13 protein-coding genes are annotated in these 14319 nt (G+C 65.1%); 5 read left to right on the top strand and 8 right to left on the bottom strand.

Translation table 11 applies throughout. The features are described 5' to 3' along the window. Nucleotides 1-18 precede the first annotated feature (18 nt). Nucleotides 19-1260, bottom strand: a complete 1242-nt coding sequence (locus tag VNW74_RS20135) for a cytochrome P450 (protein ID WP_325680021.1) — start codon at nt 1258-1260, stop codon at nt 19-21. A gap of 124 nt (nt 1261-1384) precedes the next feature. Here VNW74_RS20135 and purD point away from each other — a divergent pair, with 124 nt between their 5' ends. After that, nucleotides 1385-2653 carry a phosphoribosylamine--glycine ligase gene (gene purD / locus VNW74_RS20130; protein ID WP_325680019.1) on the top strand — a complete coding sequence of 423 codons (1269 nt, stop codon included), beginning with the start codon at nt 1385-1387 and terminating at the stop codon, nt 2651-2653. Here purD and VNW74_RS20125 read toward each other — a convergent pair. The 3 genes from VNW74_RS20125 to ggt form a co-directional block, all read right to left on the bottom strand. Further along, nucleotides 2650-3858, bottom strand: a complete 1209-nt coding sequence (locus VNW74_RS20125; RefSeq protein WP_325680017.1) for an FAD-dependent oxidoreductase — start codon at nt 3856-3858, stop codon at nt 2650-2652. The two genes, purD and VNW74_RS20125, sit on opposite strands and share 4 nt — an antisense overlap. Then, on the bottom strand, nt 3851-4582 hold the full coding sequence (locus tag VNW74_RS20120; protein ID WP_325680015.1) for a TetR/AcrR family transcriptional regulator: 732 nt from the start codon (nt 4580-4582) through the stop codon (nt 3851-3853). The genes VNW74_RS20125 and VNW74_RS20120 overlap by 8 nt, the downstream gene beginning before the upstream one ends. Nucleotides 4583-4656: 74 nt before the next feature. Further along, a complete protein-coding gene (gene ggt, locus VNW74_RS20115; RefSeq protein WP_325680013.1) occupies nt 4657-6237 on the bottom strand; it encodes a gamma-glutamyltransferase in 1581 nt (526 codons plus the stop codon). 140 nt (nt 6238-6377) lie between these two features. Between ggt and VNW74_RS20110 the strand changes: the two genes are divergently transcribed. Next, nucleotides 6378-7553: a thiolase family protein gene (locus VNW74_RS20110; protein ID WP_325680011.1), complete on the top strand. Its 1176-nt coding sequence runs from the start codon at nt 6378-6380 to the stop codon at nt 7551-7553. Here the strand turns inward: VNW74_RS20110 and VNW74_RS20105 are convergent. Both VNW74_RS20105 and VNW74_RS20100 read right to left on the bottom strand, forming a co-directional pair. Further along, nucleotides 7550-8257 carry a TetR/AcrR family transcriptional regulator gene (locus tag VNW74_RS20105; protein ID WP_325680008.1) on the bottom strand — a complete coding sequence of 236 codons (708 nt, stop codon included), beginning with the start codon at nt 8255-8257 and terminating at the stop codon, nt 7550-7552. The two genes, VNW74_RS20110 and VNW74_RS20105, sit on opposite strands and share 4 nt — an antisense overlap. A 75-nt stretch (nt 8258-8332) precedes the next feature. Next, nucleotides 8333-9241, bottom strand: a complete 909-nt coding sequence (locus tag VNW74_RS20100; protein WP_414686729.1) for an alpha/beta hydrolase-fold protein — start codon at nt 9239-9241, stop codon at nt 8333-8335. A 116-nt stretch (nt 9242-9357) separates the two neighbouring features. Here VNW74_RS20100 and VNW74_RS20095 point away from each other — a divergent pair, with 116 nt between their 5' ends. Next, nucleotides 9358-10086 (top strand): TetR/AcrR family transcriptional regulator, encoded by a 729-nt coding sequence (locus tag VNW74_RS20095; RefSeq protein WP_325680006.1) that lies wholly within the window; start codon nt 9358-9360, stop codon nt 10084-10086. A 5-nt stretch (nt 10087-10091) separates the two neighbouring features. On the opposite strand, the gene VNW74_RS20090 is transcribed toward VNW74_RS20095, so the two are convergent. Then, complete coding sequence (locus VNW74_RS20090; RefSeq protein WP_325680004.1) at nt 10092-10949, bottom strand: DUF429 domain-containing protein; 858 nt, start codon at nt 10947-10949, stop codon at nt 10092-10094. Between the two features lie 53 nt (nt 10950-11002). On the opposite strand from VNW74_RS20090, the gene purB reads away from it, so the two are divergent. Together purB and VNW74_RS20080 are read left to right on the top strand one after the other, a co-directional pair. Continuing rightward, nucleotides 11003-12421, top strand: a complete 1419-nt coding sequence (gene purB / locus VNW74_RS20085; protein WP_325680002.1) for an adenylosuccinate lyase — start codon at nt 11003-11005, stop codon at nt 12419-12421. After that, the gene (locus tag VNW74_RS20080; protein WP_325680000.1) at nt 12418-13668 is read left to right on the top strand and encodes a cytochrome P450; all 1251 of its coding nucleotides are present in this window, start codon (nt 12418-12420) and stop codon (nt 13666-13668) included. The genes purB and VNW74_RS20080 overlap by 4 nt, the downstream gene beginning before the upstream one ends. Here VNW74_RS20080 and VNW74_RS20075 read toward each other — a convergent pair. Continuing rightward, nucleotides 13665-14285 (bottom strand): hypothetical protein, encoded by a 621-nt coding sequence (locus tag VNW74_RS20075; protein WP_325679998.1) that lies wholly within the window; start codon nt 14283-14285, stop codon nt 13665-13667. The genes VNW74_RS20080 and VNW74_RS20075 overlap by 4 nt on opposite strands. Nucleotides 14286-14319 lie beyond the last annotated feature (34 nt).

Below are 14319 nucleotides of genomic sequence, written 5' to 3'. Positions count from 1 at the left end.
CGGAATCCTATGTGGCGGCTACCCGTGGTAGGCGACTTGCAGGTCCTTGATGCCATTGATCCATCCCGACCGGAGTCGGCGGGGCTTTGTCACTGCGGCAATCTTGGGCAGCTGATCGGCGATCTCGTTGAATATCAGCTTGATCTCCATGCGAGCCAGGTTCGCGCCAATGCAGTAGTGCGCGCCGTTACCGCCGAATCCCAGGTGCGGATTGGGATCACGCAGAATGTTGAATTCGAAGGGTCGGTCGAAGACGTCGCCGTCGAAGTTAGCCGAGCTGTAGAACAGACCGGCCCGCTGGCCCTTTCGGATCGTGACACCGCCGACCTCGGCATCCTTGCGGGCGGTCCGCTGGAAACAGTGCACCGGCGTCGCCCAACGGACGATCTCGTCGGCGGCGGTCTCCGGGCGTTGGCGTTTGTACAGTTCCCACTGCTCGGGATACTCGGAAAAGGCACTGATGCCGTGCGTCATGGCGTTGCGGGTGGTCTCGTTCCCGGCGACGGCTAGCAAGATGACGAAAAACGCAAACTCGGTCTCACCCAGCGATTCGCCGTCGATGTCGGCCTCGACCAGTTTGGTGACGATGTCGTCGGCCGGACAACGACGACGCTCTTCGGCCATGTTGTAGGCGTAGCCCATCAGCTCGGCATGGGCGGTCATGGGATCGCTGTCGAAATCTGGATCATCGGTATTCATCACGGCGTTTGTCCAGGCGAACAGCTGTTCGCGGTCGGCCTCGGGCACCCCGATGAGGTCCGCGATCGCCAGCAGCGGCAACTTCATTGCGATGTCGTCGACGAAGTTGCCGGTGTCCTTCTCGGCCGCGGCCCGAACAATGTCACGCGCGGCGGAGGCGAGTTTCTCCTCGAGCGAGGCTACCGATCGTGGTGTGAAGAGCCGGGAGACCAGCTTGCGCAGCCGGGTGTGCTCGGGCGGATCGTGATTGATCAACAAAGCCTTGGTGAGTTCCAGCTGCTCGGCGGTCACGCCCTCGGGCAACCGCATCACGACACCCTTCTCGTGGGTCGACCACAGCTCGTTGTCTCGGGATATCTCCTTGATGTCCTGGTGCCGGCTGATCACCCAATATCCGTCGTCGTCAAAGACATTGGTGCCGGCAGGCTGCTCGTTCCACCAGACCGGCGCGGTGTTGCGGAGCTCAGCGAATTCGGTGATCGGCACGCCGCGTTGCAGCACGTCGGGATCGGTGAAGTCGAAACCCGGCCCGAACGGGCAGACACTCGGTGTTGTCGTCACTTGCGGACACCTCCTATGGGTGATCTGAAGCACACCCTCCGCCGTCGACCATACACCTAACTGTCAAGTGTATGGCCGCGTCATTCCTGGCGGTCCCCTCGCCGAGACCGATAGGGTGACGTTCGTGCGCGTCCTGGTGATCGGTTCCGGTGCCCGCGAACATGCCTTGCTGTTGGCGCTGCGCGACGATCCCCAGGTCGAAGCGCTGGCCATCGCACCCGGCAACGCCGGAACCGCGTTGATAGCCGACCAGCACCAGGTCGACATCACCTCCGGCGATGACGTCGTCGCGTTGGCCCACCAGGTCCGTGCCGACCTGGTGGTCATCGGTCCCGAAGTCCCCCTGGTACTCGGAGTGGCCGATGCCGTGCGCGATGCCGGTATCGCCTGCTTCGGGCCCAGCAAGGCAGCGGCGCAGATCGAAGGTTCCAAAGCCTTCGCCAAAGATGTGATGGCGGCGGCCGGTGTCCGTACCGCGTCGAGCGAGATCGTCGACAGCCCAGCGCGTTTGGACGCAGCGTTGGACCGATTCGGACCGGCCGTCGGCGACCAGGCTTGGGTAGTGAAAGACGACCGGCTGGCCGCCGGGAAGGGTGTGACGGTCACCCAGAGTCGCGACGCCGCGCGTGCTCATGCCGCGGGCCTGCTCGAGTCTGGGCACCCGGTGCTGTTGGAGTCCTATCTTGACGGTCCCGAAGTGTCGCTGTTCTGCGTCGTCGACGGCGAGACCGTCGTGCCACTGCTGGCCGCACAGGACTTCAAGCGGGTCGGCGACGGTGACACCGGCCCCAACACCGGCGGCATGGGCGCCTATGCGCCGGTACCGTGGTTGCCCTCAGACGTCTACCAGACGATGGTTAGCGACATCGTGAAACCCGTTGCAGCAGAGCTGGTCCGACGCGGCAGCCCATTTTCCGGGTTGCTCTACGCCGGTCTGGCGGTTACGTCCGACGGGCCCGCGGTGATCGAATTCAACTGCCGGTTCGGCGATCCGGAAACACAGTCGGTGCTCGCGTTGCTCGATTCACCACTGGGCCAGTTGCTTTATGCGACGGCCACCGGCGAGCTGGCTAGTTTCGGTGCGCTGCAATGGCGCGACGGTACGGCAGTGACGGTGGTGCTGGCGGCGGAAAACTATCCGAGTCGGCCGCGGGTCGGTGATGTGGTGGTGGGATCGGAGGCCGACGGGGTTCTGCATGCCGGAACGGCCCGTCGCGATGACGGTGCGGTCGTGTCGTCCGGCGGGCGAGTGCTCTCTGTGGTCGGCACTGGCGCAGGCCTATCCGAGGCGCGTTCGGCCGCGTATGACATCATCAGGTCAATCCGACTGCCCGGCAGTCACTTTCGCACTGACATAGGGCTAGCGGCCGCAGCAGGCAAGGTGCGCGTCTAGTCGGGGGCGACGCCGCTGCGGATGTGTTCGCGGCGGAAACCAAGCCCCATTGTCCGGCCCAATAGCCGTTTGACCGGCGCGGAATGGGTCAAAAAACGCAATATCCACAACGGGGGATCGGTCTTGCTCAGTCGGGCGAGATTCGCTGTCTGCGCTCGCTGCAGAAATTGCGCCACCTTTGTCGGGGTCTGGCGGCGTTTTTGGACTGCACGCAGATGATCGTCAACTACCCGGCCGTTCTGCAACGGCCCCGCAAGTGAGTTGGCGGCGGCCACCGCGTCAGCGATGGCGTAGTTGACGCCGATCCCACCGACCGGGGACATCGCATGCGCGGCGTCGCCGATACACAACAACCCGGGTAGCCACCACTGGCGCAACCGGTTGGCCCGCACTGCCAGCAGCTTGACCTGGTCCCAATCGGTCAGCGCCTCAAGGCTCGTCGCCAGGAAGGGGGCGGCCGCAGCCACTCTGGACCGGAAGGTCGGCAGTCCGTCAGCCTTCACCGTTTCGAAGCCGCCCTTATCGATGATCGTTCCGCACTGCCAGTAATCACCGCGATTGATCGCGATGACGATCTGGCCCGCGCCGAGGTACCCAAGAGTTTCGGGTGCAGAGTCAGCACGCGGAAGCCGGAACCACAGCACGTCAATGGGCATTGCAAACTCTTTGACCGGCAGTCCAGACTGTTCCCGGACGACCGACCATCGTCCGTCGCATGCGACCGTCACGTCAGCATGGATTTCGAGCGAGCCGCTCGCGGTTTGCGCGGTGACGCCGACGACCCGATCGTCGTCCCAGAGCAGCCCGGTTACTTCGGTGTTCCTCTCGAGGCGGAAGGCGGGGTACCGCTTGGCCTTGTCCGCCAGAAAGTTCAGGAAATCCCACTGCGGCATGAAGACTACGTACTTGCAAGCGGTGGGCAGATGACGGAAATCGACGAGGTCGAACGTCTGACCTTTGAATCCGATACCCAACTGGTTCATCGTCTGGTGCGGTACATCGCGCAAGAACTCGTCGAGTATTCCGAGCTCATGCATCAGCTCTGTGGTCGACGGGTGCACCGTGTCCCCGCGGAAGTCGCGGAGAAAGTCGCCGTGCTTTTCCACCAGAATGGTCTGCACACCCGACCGGGCAAGCAGATAGGCCAGCATCATCCCGGCTGGGCCGCCACCGACCACCAGACATGTGGTCTTCCATTTAGTCATTAGTCAGCCCACCGTGCTTCGCACGTCGTAACGCGGCGATCCAGCTCTTCACTGCGCGAGCGTCGGCGCGATATAGCGTGCCGGCCGGTACGCCCAGATACCGTTCGATCGCTTCGATGTGCGCGCCATGGGTAGCCACCATCTCCTTGACGATGGTGGTAACAGCGGATTGGCCGGCGGCCGTCAGCAGGTGCTGAGCCATCGCGTGCTGAAGTGCCTGCACGAGAGCGACGATGATCGCGCCCGCCTGCTCGGGATAGGAGGTGGCGAACTGATGTTCGTCGACTCCCTGGCGGACGATCACGCTCAGCAGCGGTGCCAATCGTTTCGCGGTGGCGCGATCCACCAGCATCCGGAAGCCGAGATTGTCGGGCGCGTACCAGACCGGCAGCATTGCCACCATGAGATTCTGCCGCGCGGACTTCCAGCGGATGATCTCGCCGAAGAAGAGTTGCAGCTTCTCGGCCGCTCCCAACTCGGGGTCCTCGGCGATCCGCGCAAGGGCACGTTCGGAATCGTCGACCAGCCGTTCAGTGAGGGCTTCGACAACCGCTGGTTTGGAGTCGAAGTAGTGGTAGAAGGCGCCCTTGGAGATCTGCAGGTCCTCGAGGATGTCTTGAATAGTCAGGCGCTCATAGCCATTGGACAGAATCAGCCGCTGTGCGGCATCCAGAATCGCATCGCGTCGCGCGGCCTGCTCGACGACGTTGACGGTCCGGGCCATCCATACTCCTGATTAATAAACCAGCGGTCGGTTTATTAAATGATTCTGACTGACCCGATGCATGGCGTCAAGGCCTAGAAGGCCGCGGCCTGGCCGTCGCGACGGGGGTCGCTCACCGCGAGGTATCCGTCGTCGAGCCGCCAGATCGCCTGGCAGCTGCCGAATTGGTTGTAGTCGTCCGTGGTGACCAACTCGTGGCCTCGCCGCAATAGCTCGTCGAGCGTCGACGGCGGAAAACCCTTCTCGCAGCAGACTTGCAGGCCCTGCACCCAGCGGAAGCGCGGTCCGTCACATGCTGCCTGGGGGTTCTGGCCATGGTCGACGATGCGCGTCACCACCTGCACGTGACCTTGGGGCTGCATCGGGCCGCCCATCACCCCGAAGCTCATCACCGGTGCGCCGTCCTTACTCAGAAAGCCCGGGATGATGGTGTGATACGGGCGCTTGTTCGGGCCCACTTGGTTCGGATGTCCCCGTGCTACAGCGAAATCCGAGCCGCGGTTGTGTAGCGCGATTCCGGTGCCGGGTACCACCACGCCGGAGCCGAACCCCATGTAGTTCGACTGAATCATCGACACCATCACCCCCGAGGCGTCGGCGGCGGTGAGATAGACGGTGCCGCCGCGCGGTGTCCCTGCGGACGCCGGTTTCGCCTGAGCCTGATCGATCAGCTTCGCCCGCTGCCGCAGGTAATCCCGGTCCAAGAGCCGCTCCGGGTGCACCGGCATGTGCTCGACGTCGGCCACGTAGGCATGTGCGTCGGCGAAAGCAAGCTTCACCGCTTCGATTTGCAGATGCACGCTGTCGGCGGAATCCGCTGGGAACGAGCTCATGTCGAACTGCTCCAGTATTCCCAGGGCGATCACCGCGACGATGCCCTGGCCGTTGGGCGGTATCTCGTGGACGGTGTACCCACGGTAGTCGCCGCTGATCGTCCCGGCCCAGTCGGCACGATGCGCGGCGAGGTCGCTGGCCCGCATCACACCGCCGTTCGCCGTCGCATGGGCCGCAAGCTTCGCCGCCAGTTCTCCGCGATAGAACGCCTCGCCGTTAGTCGCCGCGATAATCGTCAGCGTGGCCGCGTGGTCGGGAAGCGTGACCCGTTCGCCGGGTTTCGGCGCCCGACCGCCGGGCATGAATGCCTCAGCGAACCCGGGCTGGGACTTGAACACCGGGACCTGCGCGGCCCACTGCTCTGCGATCGTCAGGGAAACCGGGAAGCCGTTGCGGCCATACGAGATCGCGGGCTCGAAGAGCCGCTCGAACGGCAGCTTGCCGAACTTGGCGTGTAGCTCGACCCACGCCGACACCGCACCAGGCACGGTCACCGAGTTCCAGCCAGCCATGGGAACCGCCTTGCCGCCGAAGTACTCTGGCGTCCACGCCGCCGGCGAGCGTCCCGACGCGTTCAGTCCGTGCAGCTCTCGGCCATCCCAGACGATGGCGAAGGCGTCCGAGCCGATGCCGTTGGAGACCGGTTCCACCACGGTGAGGGTGATCGCGGTGGCGATGGCGGCGTCGACCGCGCTGCCGCCGTCAGCGAGCATCCGAAGACCCGCCTGGGCGGCCAGCGGTTGTGATGTGCAGACAACGTTGCTGGCCAGGACGGGCTTTCGCGGCCACGCGTAGGGCAGGGCCCAATCGAAAGGTTGCATCGGCACCTCCTGCTCGACGGGCGCGAGATCCAAGTGTCTCAACGCGTGCTATGGCCAGCAAGCACCCGATATCGTCGGTGCTACGGTAGCTGATACGATTGTCGCCTCGAAGTCTTCCCGAATCCCAAAAGGTTGGCCACATGCGCAAGCCCGTCGTCGTCAGTGCCGTCCGGACCGCTATCGGAACGTCGTTCAAGGGTTCATTGGTCAACACTCCACCCGAGGTCCTCGCCACCACGATCCTGCAAGAAGCGGTCCGACGCTCCGGAGTCGAGCCGGGCGATATCGACGATGTGATCTTTGCTGAATCTCATTACGGCGGCGGTGATCTCGCGCGTTACGCGGCGGCGAACTCCGGGATGTTCTCGGTGCCCGGCCAGGCTGTCAACAGGCATTGTGCGGGGAGCCTCACCGCCGTTGCCAACGCGGCCGCGCAGATCGGTTCCGGCGCCGAGAAGGTCATTGTCGGCGGCGGAGTGCAGTCGCTGTCCATGAGCCCGCTGATGAACTGGCGTATCCCTGGGCCGACCCTGGAGTTCGAAGAGCGATGGATCCCGCCCACGCACGTCGAGTCGCCCGATGCGCCGACCCGCGACATGTCGATCACGGTGGGGTGGAACACCGCCCAAGCAGTCGGGATCAGTCGCGAAGAGATGGATGCCTGGGCGTTGCGCTCGCACCAACGGGCCATTGCGGCAATCGATAACGGCGCCTTCGTCGACGAGATCGTCCCGTTGAAGATCAAGGGCCTCGACGACGCATTGGTGGAGTTCAGCGTGGACGAGCACCCTCGCCGCGAGACCAGCCTGGAGAAGCTTGCGTCACTGAAGGTGCTGCACCCCGAGATTGAGGGTTTTTCCATCACCGCAGGCAACAGCAGCGGCACCAACGACGCGGCCGCCGCGCTGACGCTGGCCGACGAGGACTTCGTCCGGTCTGCCGGGCTCACCGTGCTGGGCTCGGTCAAGGCATGGGCTTCCGCCGCCGTCGAACCGAAAGACACCGGCCTGGGCGCGGTGAAGGTGATCGGCAAGGTGCTGGACCGCGCCGGTCTGGCGCCCGGCGACGTCACGCTGTGGGAGATCAACGAGGCGTTCGCCTCGGTGCCGATCGCCGCCTGCCGCGAGCATGGGCTCGACGAGGATCGGGTCAACATCCACGGCAGCGGCTGCAGCCTAGGGCATCCCATCGCGGCCAGCGGCGCGCGGATGCTCACGACGCTGGTGCACGAATTGGGCCGCCGCGGCGGCGGGATCGGCGTGGCAGCGATGTGCGCGGGTGGCGGCCAGGGCGGCGCCGTCGTCGTCGAGGTCTAAACGGCTTCTTCGCGCGACGCGATGAGCCGGCTTGCGTGCTCGAGAATGCAGTTGAGGCCGTACTCGAAGTTGATGTCGTCGGCTACGCCGATCCGGTGACCTTTCTCGGTGAGTGCGGCGATCAGCGGCATCGTCTCGGGATCGATGACCGACGTTCCGCTGCGGCGATACGGTTCAGCCCCGCCGGATCTGTCCTGCAGGCGTTCCAGGACGGCCGCACCCTGGGTGTGAACGGAGATGCTGGCGTAGGTGTCGAACGCGTCCTCGGGTGATAGGCCGGCCTCCACCAGGGTGGCGACCGCCTTTTCGAGTTTCTGGAAGGCGGCCTGGGTTGCCTCCCGGCCGAAGGTGCCGCGGATCAGAATCAGATCGCAGAGGATCGGATTGCTCCGGAAGGTCTGGCGCATTTTTCGAGCGTGAATGCGCAACGAATCCCGCCAATCCTGACCTTCGACAAACGGCGTCGCGAAGTCGTACTGGCCAAGCGCGCGATCGGTCATCGCGTTGAGCAGATCGTCCTTTTTCCGGAAGTACCAGTAGATGCTCGTTACGCCCACGTCGAGGTGCTTGGCCAAAAGGGGCATGCTCAAGCCGTCAACCGATACTTCCCTGGCTACTTCGAACGCGCCTTTGATGATCTCGTCGACGCTGATCGACCCACGTTGACGCCGCTGCCGCTTGTCCGCGGTTGCCTGCCTCGCCAATTCGGTGACCTCCGACGCTTCGAACGCACTATCGTATCAGATATGGTAAGGCTTCTGGTATTGGCTTGAATCAGCTTACGCGGTCAGCAGCGGTGCCATCCAGGTCAATTCGGCGGGCAGTTGCGCGCTCCAGAACGATGCGTCGTGCCCGCCGGGCGAGAACCCGCCCGACGGCGGGCTGGGCAGCTGAGCGGCGAACTGCCGAGTCGCGTTGTAGAACGGATCGCTGTTGCCGCAGTCGACCCTGATCGGGATGGACGCCAGCGCGGGCATCCCGAATACCGAATTGGCCGACCAATCGTCGGGACCGTCGAATGCGCCCGGCGCGGCCGCCCCGGGCGACAACCACAGTGCCGGGCTCACCGCGCAGATCGCTGCGGTGCGGGCTGCTCCGAGTCGGCCGCCGAGCAACAGCGCGCCGTAACCGCCCATCGACCAGCCCAGAAAAGCGACCCGGGAGGTATCGAGGCCCTTGCCCTCCAGCATCGGGATGAGCTCGTTCAACACCATGGCGCCGGAATCCTCGCCGGAAGCCCTTTTGTGCCAATAACTTCCGCCACCGTCGACAGAGACCACCGCGAAAGGCGGTAGGCCGGCGTTGACGGCTTGGGCCAGGCCCTGTTCGACGCCGCCGTCCATCACGGTGGCCGCGCTACTTCCTTTGCCGTGTAGCGCGATTACCGGTCGCAGCGGTTTGGTTTGACCCGGCGGCCGGGCGATCGCCCAGTTGGTGGCTACCCCGCCGCGGGCCGCCGACACGAACGAGCCGGTCACCATCGTCGGGGCCGCGACCGGCGCGGGGGCCGGGTCCAGCGGCGGGCGCGGCGCCAGCGGAACGCCGGTGCCGGTCATCGTCACCGGCGCGGTGACCGGAGGCCGCGTTGGCATCAACCTGTCCAGCGCGTAGGCGCCCAGTGCTCCCGTCGCCGCAGCGGCGCCAAGGCGCAACACAGCGCGACGACTCAAGTCCGACATGCCGGTCATGATAAAGCGCCGCTGCTCATCGCCCCGCCGCTGCATGGCTGGAGGTACGCCACATCGGACCTGGCGTTTGCCCGAAAGGGCAATGCGGCACCAGGCTGACTGGCACCATGACGTAGATGACTGCAGCCATTCGCCACCCGGGAGCCGTCGCTCCCGCGGCAGCTGTCACGCCCAAGGTGGCTGTCGCCCGCGCGTCTGCAGTCACCGCCAAGCCAACTGCCACTCTCAAGGGTGCCGCGACTCCAAAGGGCGAACGTCGACGATACGCGCTGGTCAGCGCCGCCGCCGAGCTGCTGTGCGAAGGCGGGTTCGAGGCGGTCCGCCACCGCGCCGTCGCGCGCCGGGCAGGCCTTCCGCTGGCCTCAACCACCTACTACTTCTCCAGCCTCGATGACCTCATCGCCAGTGCGGTCGCCCATATCGGGATGCTGGAGGTGGCGCAGCTGCGCGCCCAGGTCGCCACGCTGTCCCGCCGCCGCCGCGGCGCCGAGACCACGGCCGACCTGCTGGTTGACCTCCTTGTCGGCAGCGAATCCGGTCCGCGCTTAATCGAACAGCTGATTTCGCGCTACGAGCGCCACATCGCCTGTGCTCGCCTGCCTGCGCTGCGCGACATCCAACGGCGCATCTTGCGTCAGCGCGTTGACGCCATCGCCGACGTGATCGAGCGGTCGGGACGCTCGATGCGCCTGGAGCTTGTCTCAGCGTTGATTTGCACGGTCGATGGCGCGGTGGTCTCCGCCTTGGTCGACGAGGGGGAGGATCCCCGTACCGTGGCGCGGGCCACTGTGATCGATGTCATCGACTCGCTGGCACCGATCGACCAGCGCGTCATACAGATTTGACCCCGTTAGCCGTCGAGCTGTCGGCGGATCGCGGCTAACCCGCGTTGTGCTTCGTCGAGGAGCGCGGCGAGGTGCGCGAGCCGCTCACGCAATTCGTCCGTATCCGACGGTGTGGCTGGACGACGACGGGGCGCGGGCGCCAGATCCGCCGGAAGAGTCGGTGTGACGATGTAGCCGCTCGCGAAGTCGCCATAGATGGTCACGTCTTCCGGCCGGTGATACCAATACAGCGCGACGTAGGCACAAAGCACGGCGTCGACCGGATCTTCGTCTCTGTCGAGCTGTCCCGGTCGAGTAGCGGCGGTAACGCGTCTGCGCAGTTCCACCCACGACACGTTGTGGTTCACCCGCAGCCGCGGTGTTGCCTTGTCCAGTCCCTCGATCAGCGTCATCAACTGCAGCAGCTCATGCTGACGGACCTCGAAGGGGCCCCTCTTGTATTTCAGGATCTTTTCCAGGCCGAACAACACGATGGTCGCCGGGTGTGGATACACCTCTATTGCCCGTCGTGACGAACTCGATGAGGGATTCATGTCGAGAGTGAGAGCCGTCGCGATCCGGGCGCCGCGAGGATCGTTGAATTCGGGCTTCTCAGCAAATGCCGGGCGGGCTCCCGCGTCGAACCGTTGGAAGTCGTGGTTGAGCGCCGCTTCGCAGGGCCGGTGCCCGGTCAAATTCTTCACGATCAGCGGCGCGTCGATGGCCACCAGGCAGTCGCTGCTGACATAGGGCGACACCGCGGCCTCGATGCTCGCGTCGTCCTGCGCGGCACCGACGTGCAGAAGTCGGCCGTCGGAATCGATGACCGCCACCCCGGTGCTGTTCTTTTCGCCCCAGGCGAGATCGAGCCCGACGAAGTGCATGGGGCTACTGTGCCTGATCCGCGGGCGTAGCGGCGCCGTTAAGCTGTGTGTTTGTGACAATCCCCAACGTACTGGCCAACCGCTACGCCAGCGCCGAGATGGTGGCGATCTGGTCGCCGGAGGCCAAAGTCGTCGCCGAGCGGCGGCTCTGGTTGGCGGTGCTGCGGGCGCAGGCGGAATTGGGGGTCGAAGTCCCCGACGCTGCGGTGGCCGACTACGAGCGGGTGCTCGACGATGTCGACCTGGCTTCGATCGCCGCCCGCGAGCGGGTGCTGCGCCATGACGTCAAGGCCCGCATCGAGGAATTCAACGCGCTGGCCGGCCACGAACAAGTACACAAGGGCATGACCAGCCGCGACCTGACCGAGAACGTCGAGCAGCTGCAGATTCGCCGATCGATGGAATTGGTGTTCTGTCATGGCGTGGCAGTGGTGGCCCGGCTGGCCGAGCGCGCAGTGACCTACCGCGACCTGGTGATGGCCGGACGCAGCCACAACGTCGCCGCGCAGGCCACCACATTGGGCAAACGGTTCGCCTCGGCGGCACAGGAGACCTTGCTCGCGTTGACCAGGCTGCGGGAACTGATCGACCGCTACCCACTGCGCGGCATCAAAGGCCCGATGGGCACGGCCCAGGACATGCTCGACCTGCTCGGTGGCGACGTGGCGAAGCTGGCTGAACTGGAACGACGCATTGCCGACTTCTTAGGCTTCACAACGGTTTTGACCAGTGTGGGACAGATATATCCGCGTTCGCTGGACCACGACGTGGTGTCCGCTCTGGTGCAGTTGGGCGCGGGGCCGTCGTCACTGGCGCAGACGATCCGACTGATGGCCGGCCATGACCTGGTCACCGAGGGTTTCGCGCCGGGCCAGGTCGGCTCGTCGGCGATGCCGCACAAGATGAACACTCGCAGTTGCGAGCGGGTCAACGGGCTACAGGTGCTGCTGCGCGGCTACGCTTCGATGGCTGCCGAATTGGCCGGCGCGCAGTGGAACGAAGGCGACGTTTTCTGCTCGGTGGTACGCCGAGTTACGTTGCCGGACAGTTTCTTCGCCGTCGACGGACAGATCGAGACGATGCTGACCGTGCTCGACGAATTCGGTGCCTACCCCGCCGTGATCCAGCGCGAGCTGGACCGATACCTGCCGTTCCTCGCCACCACCAAGGTTCTGATCGCGGCCGTGCGCGCGGGGATGGGTCGTGAAGCCGCGCACGAGGTCATCAAAGAACACGCGGTGGCCGCCGCACTGGCGATGCGGGAACGTGGCGCCGAGCCCGAACTGCTCGAGCGGCTGGCCGCCGATCCGCGACTGCCGCTGGACCGGCCGGCGCTGGACGCCGCGCTGGCCGACAAGCAGGCGTTCATCGGTGCCGCCGGCGACCAGGTCGACGCTGTGGTCGCGACGGTGGACGCACTGGTCGCGCGTTACCCGGACGCGGCCAAGTACACGCCGGGCGCAATCCTGTGACTCTCGCCGGCGCCCTTTCGGGGATCGACTTCACCGATCTGGACAACTTCGCCAACGGATTTCCGCACGAATTGTTCGCTGTTCATCGGCGCGAAGCGCCGGTGTACTGGCACCAGCCGACCGAGCACACGCCGGACGCAGAGGGCTTCTGGTCCGTTTCCACGTATGCGGAAACGCTTGCGGTGCTGAAAGATCCGGTCACGTTCTCATCGGTCACGGGTGGTGATCGACCGTTCGGCGGCACACTGCTGCAGGATCTGTCCATCGCGGGCCAGGTCCTAAACATGATGGACGATCCCCGCCACTCGCAGATTCGGCGACTCGTCAGCTCCGGGCTGACGCCGCGGATGATCCGCCTCGTCGAGGATGACCTTCGCGGCCGGGCGTGTCGGCTGTTGGACGCAGTGGTGCAGGGCGAACCGTTCGACTTTCTGGTCGAGATCGCCACCGAACTGCCGATGCAGATGATCTGCATCCTATTGGGAGTGCCGGAATCCGAACGACATTGGCTCTTCGAGGCCATCGAGCCGCAATTCGATTTCGGCGGATCGCGCAAGGCGTCTCTTGCCCAGATGTCGGCCGAGGAGGCCGGGTCGCGGATGTATGCCTACGGACAGGAGCTGATCGCCTCGAAGCGTGCTGCGCCGACCGACGATATGTTGTCGGCAGTCGCCAACGCAAAGCCGGACGACTTCGGCGAGGAAGGCGCGCCGGCCATGTCCGATCTCGAGCTGTATCTGTTCTTCAGTCTGCTGTTCAGCGCCGGCGCTGAGACGACGCGCAACGCAGTTGCGGGTGGGCTGCTGGCGCTGGCGGAACATCCGGAGCAATTACGCGCGCTGCGGGAGGATTTGGGCATGCTGCCCACGGCGGTCGAGGAGATGGTTCGGTGGACGTCGCCGTCGCCGTCCAAGCGGCGCACTGCCACACGCACCGTCACGCTCGGCGAAATGTCGATCGAGGCGGGACAGAAGGTACAGATCTGGGAAGGCTCCGCGAACCGTGACGCCAGCGTCTTCGACCGCGCCGATGAGTTCGATGTCACCCGAAAGCCCAATCCGCACTTAGGTTTCGGTCAGGGTGTGCACTATTGCCTGGGTGCCAATCTGGCCCGGCTGGAATTGCGAGTGCTGTTCGAAGAGCTGTTGTCGCGTTTCCACACGGTGCGGGTCGTGCGGCCGATCGAATGGACTCGCAGCAACCGGCATACCGGTATCCGGCATCTGGTCGTCGAATTGCGCGGTTAGCGCACTCTGACGGCAATGCCCGCCGACCGTAGCTCAAGGGCGGCCAGGCCTCGGATCGCGCCCGGATCCGCGACGCGCCACGCACCGACCGGGTCGGGGCTGACGGCCACCAGCCTGCGCAGCGGCCGGTTGGCCAATGCCCGCAGCGCCAGCAGTTGTTCGCCGGCAGGTGTGGTCGCCAGCGTGCTCACGGTCCATTTGCGCCGGAAGAACCGGATGCGCAACACCAGCCACGGCACCGCCACCGCAAGGGCCGGCGGCGCAGCGACGGCCAACGCCAGCACCACCGCCAACCAGGTCGCGGTGGTGTTCAGGCTGTGCCCGGCGCCGGCGATATCGAGGGCGGCCCTACTGGCCGCGGTGAGCGGCTTGCTCACCGTGTCACCGACCAGCGGGATGCTATCTGCGCTATGGCCCGCCGACTTGAGGCTGTCGGCGACACCGCTCGCACCGTCGTCGACCTGTCGACCCACCGCGGCGACGGTCGACACCGCGCTGTGGACGGCCAGGCCGACGAGCACCCAGACGAACGTCCAAATGACGACGACGACATCACTGAGCAACTGGGCCGACAGTCGGCCCGGAGTAGTGGCATAAGGGAGAAACCGCGATTTCATAGCCCTGATCCCAGCACAGGGTGGGGCTGACGGT

The organism is Mycobacterium sp., from assembly GCF_035570115.1.
In the GTDB taxonomy this organism is placed as follows: domain Bacteria; phylum Actinomycetota; class Actinomycetes; order Mycobacteriales; family Mycobacteriaceae; genus Mycobacterium.
The sequence above is the reverse complement of the archived record's forward strand: the minus strand, read 5'-3'. Positions and strand labels throughout refer to the sequence as shown.

Coding starts and splice junctions, on each gene's coding strand:
- VNW74_RS20095 (WP_325680006.1), top strand. CDS start 9,358: ATGACTGCAGCCATTCGCCACCCGGGAGCCGTCGCTCCCGCGGCAGCT.
- VNW74_RS20110 (WP_325680011.1), top strand. CDS start 6,378: ATGCGCAAGCCCGTCGTCGTCAGTGCCGTCCGGACCGCTATCGGAACG.
- ggt (WP_325680013.1), bottom strand. CDS start 6,237: ATGCAACCTTTCGATTGGGCCCTGCCCTACGCGTGGCCGCGAAAGCCC.
- VNW74_RS20075 (WP_325679998.1), bottom strand. CDS start 14,285: ATGAAATCGCGGTTTCTCCCTTATGCCACTACTCCGGGCCGACTGTCG.
- VNW74_RS20125 (WP_325680017.1), bottom strand. CDS start 3,858: ATGACTAAATGGAAGACCACATGTCTGGTGGTCGGTGGCGGCCCAGCC.
- VNW74_RS20120 (WP_325680015.1), bottom strand. CDS start 4,582: ATGGCCCGGACCGTCAACGTCGTCGAGCAGGCCGCGCGACGCGATGCG.
- VNW74_RS20090 (WP_325680004.1), bottom strand. CDS start 10,949: ATGCACTTCGTCGGGCTCGATCTCGCCTGGGGCGAAAAGAACAGCACC.
- VNW74_RS20100 (WP_414686729.1), bottom strand. CDS start 9,241: ATGACCGGCATGTCGGACTTGAGTCGTCGCGCTGTGTTGCGCCTTGGC.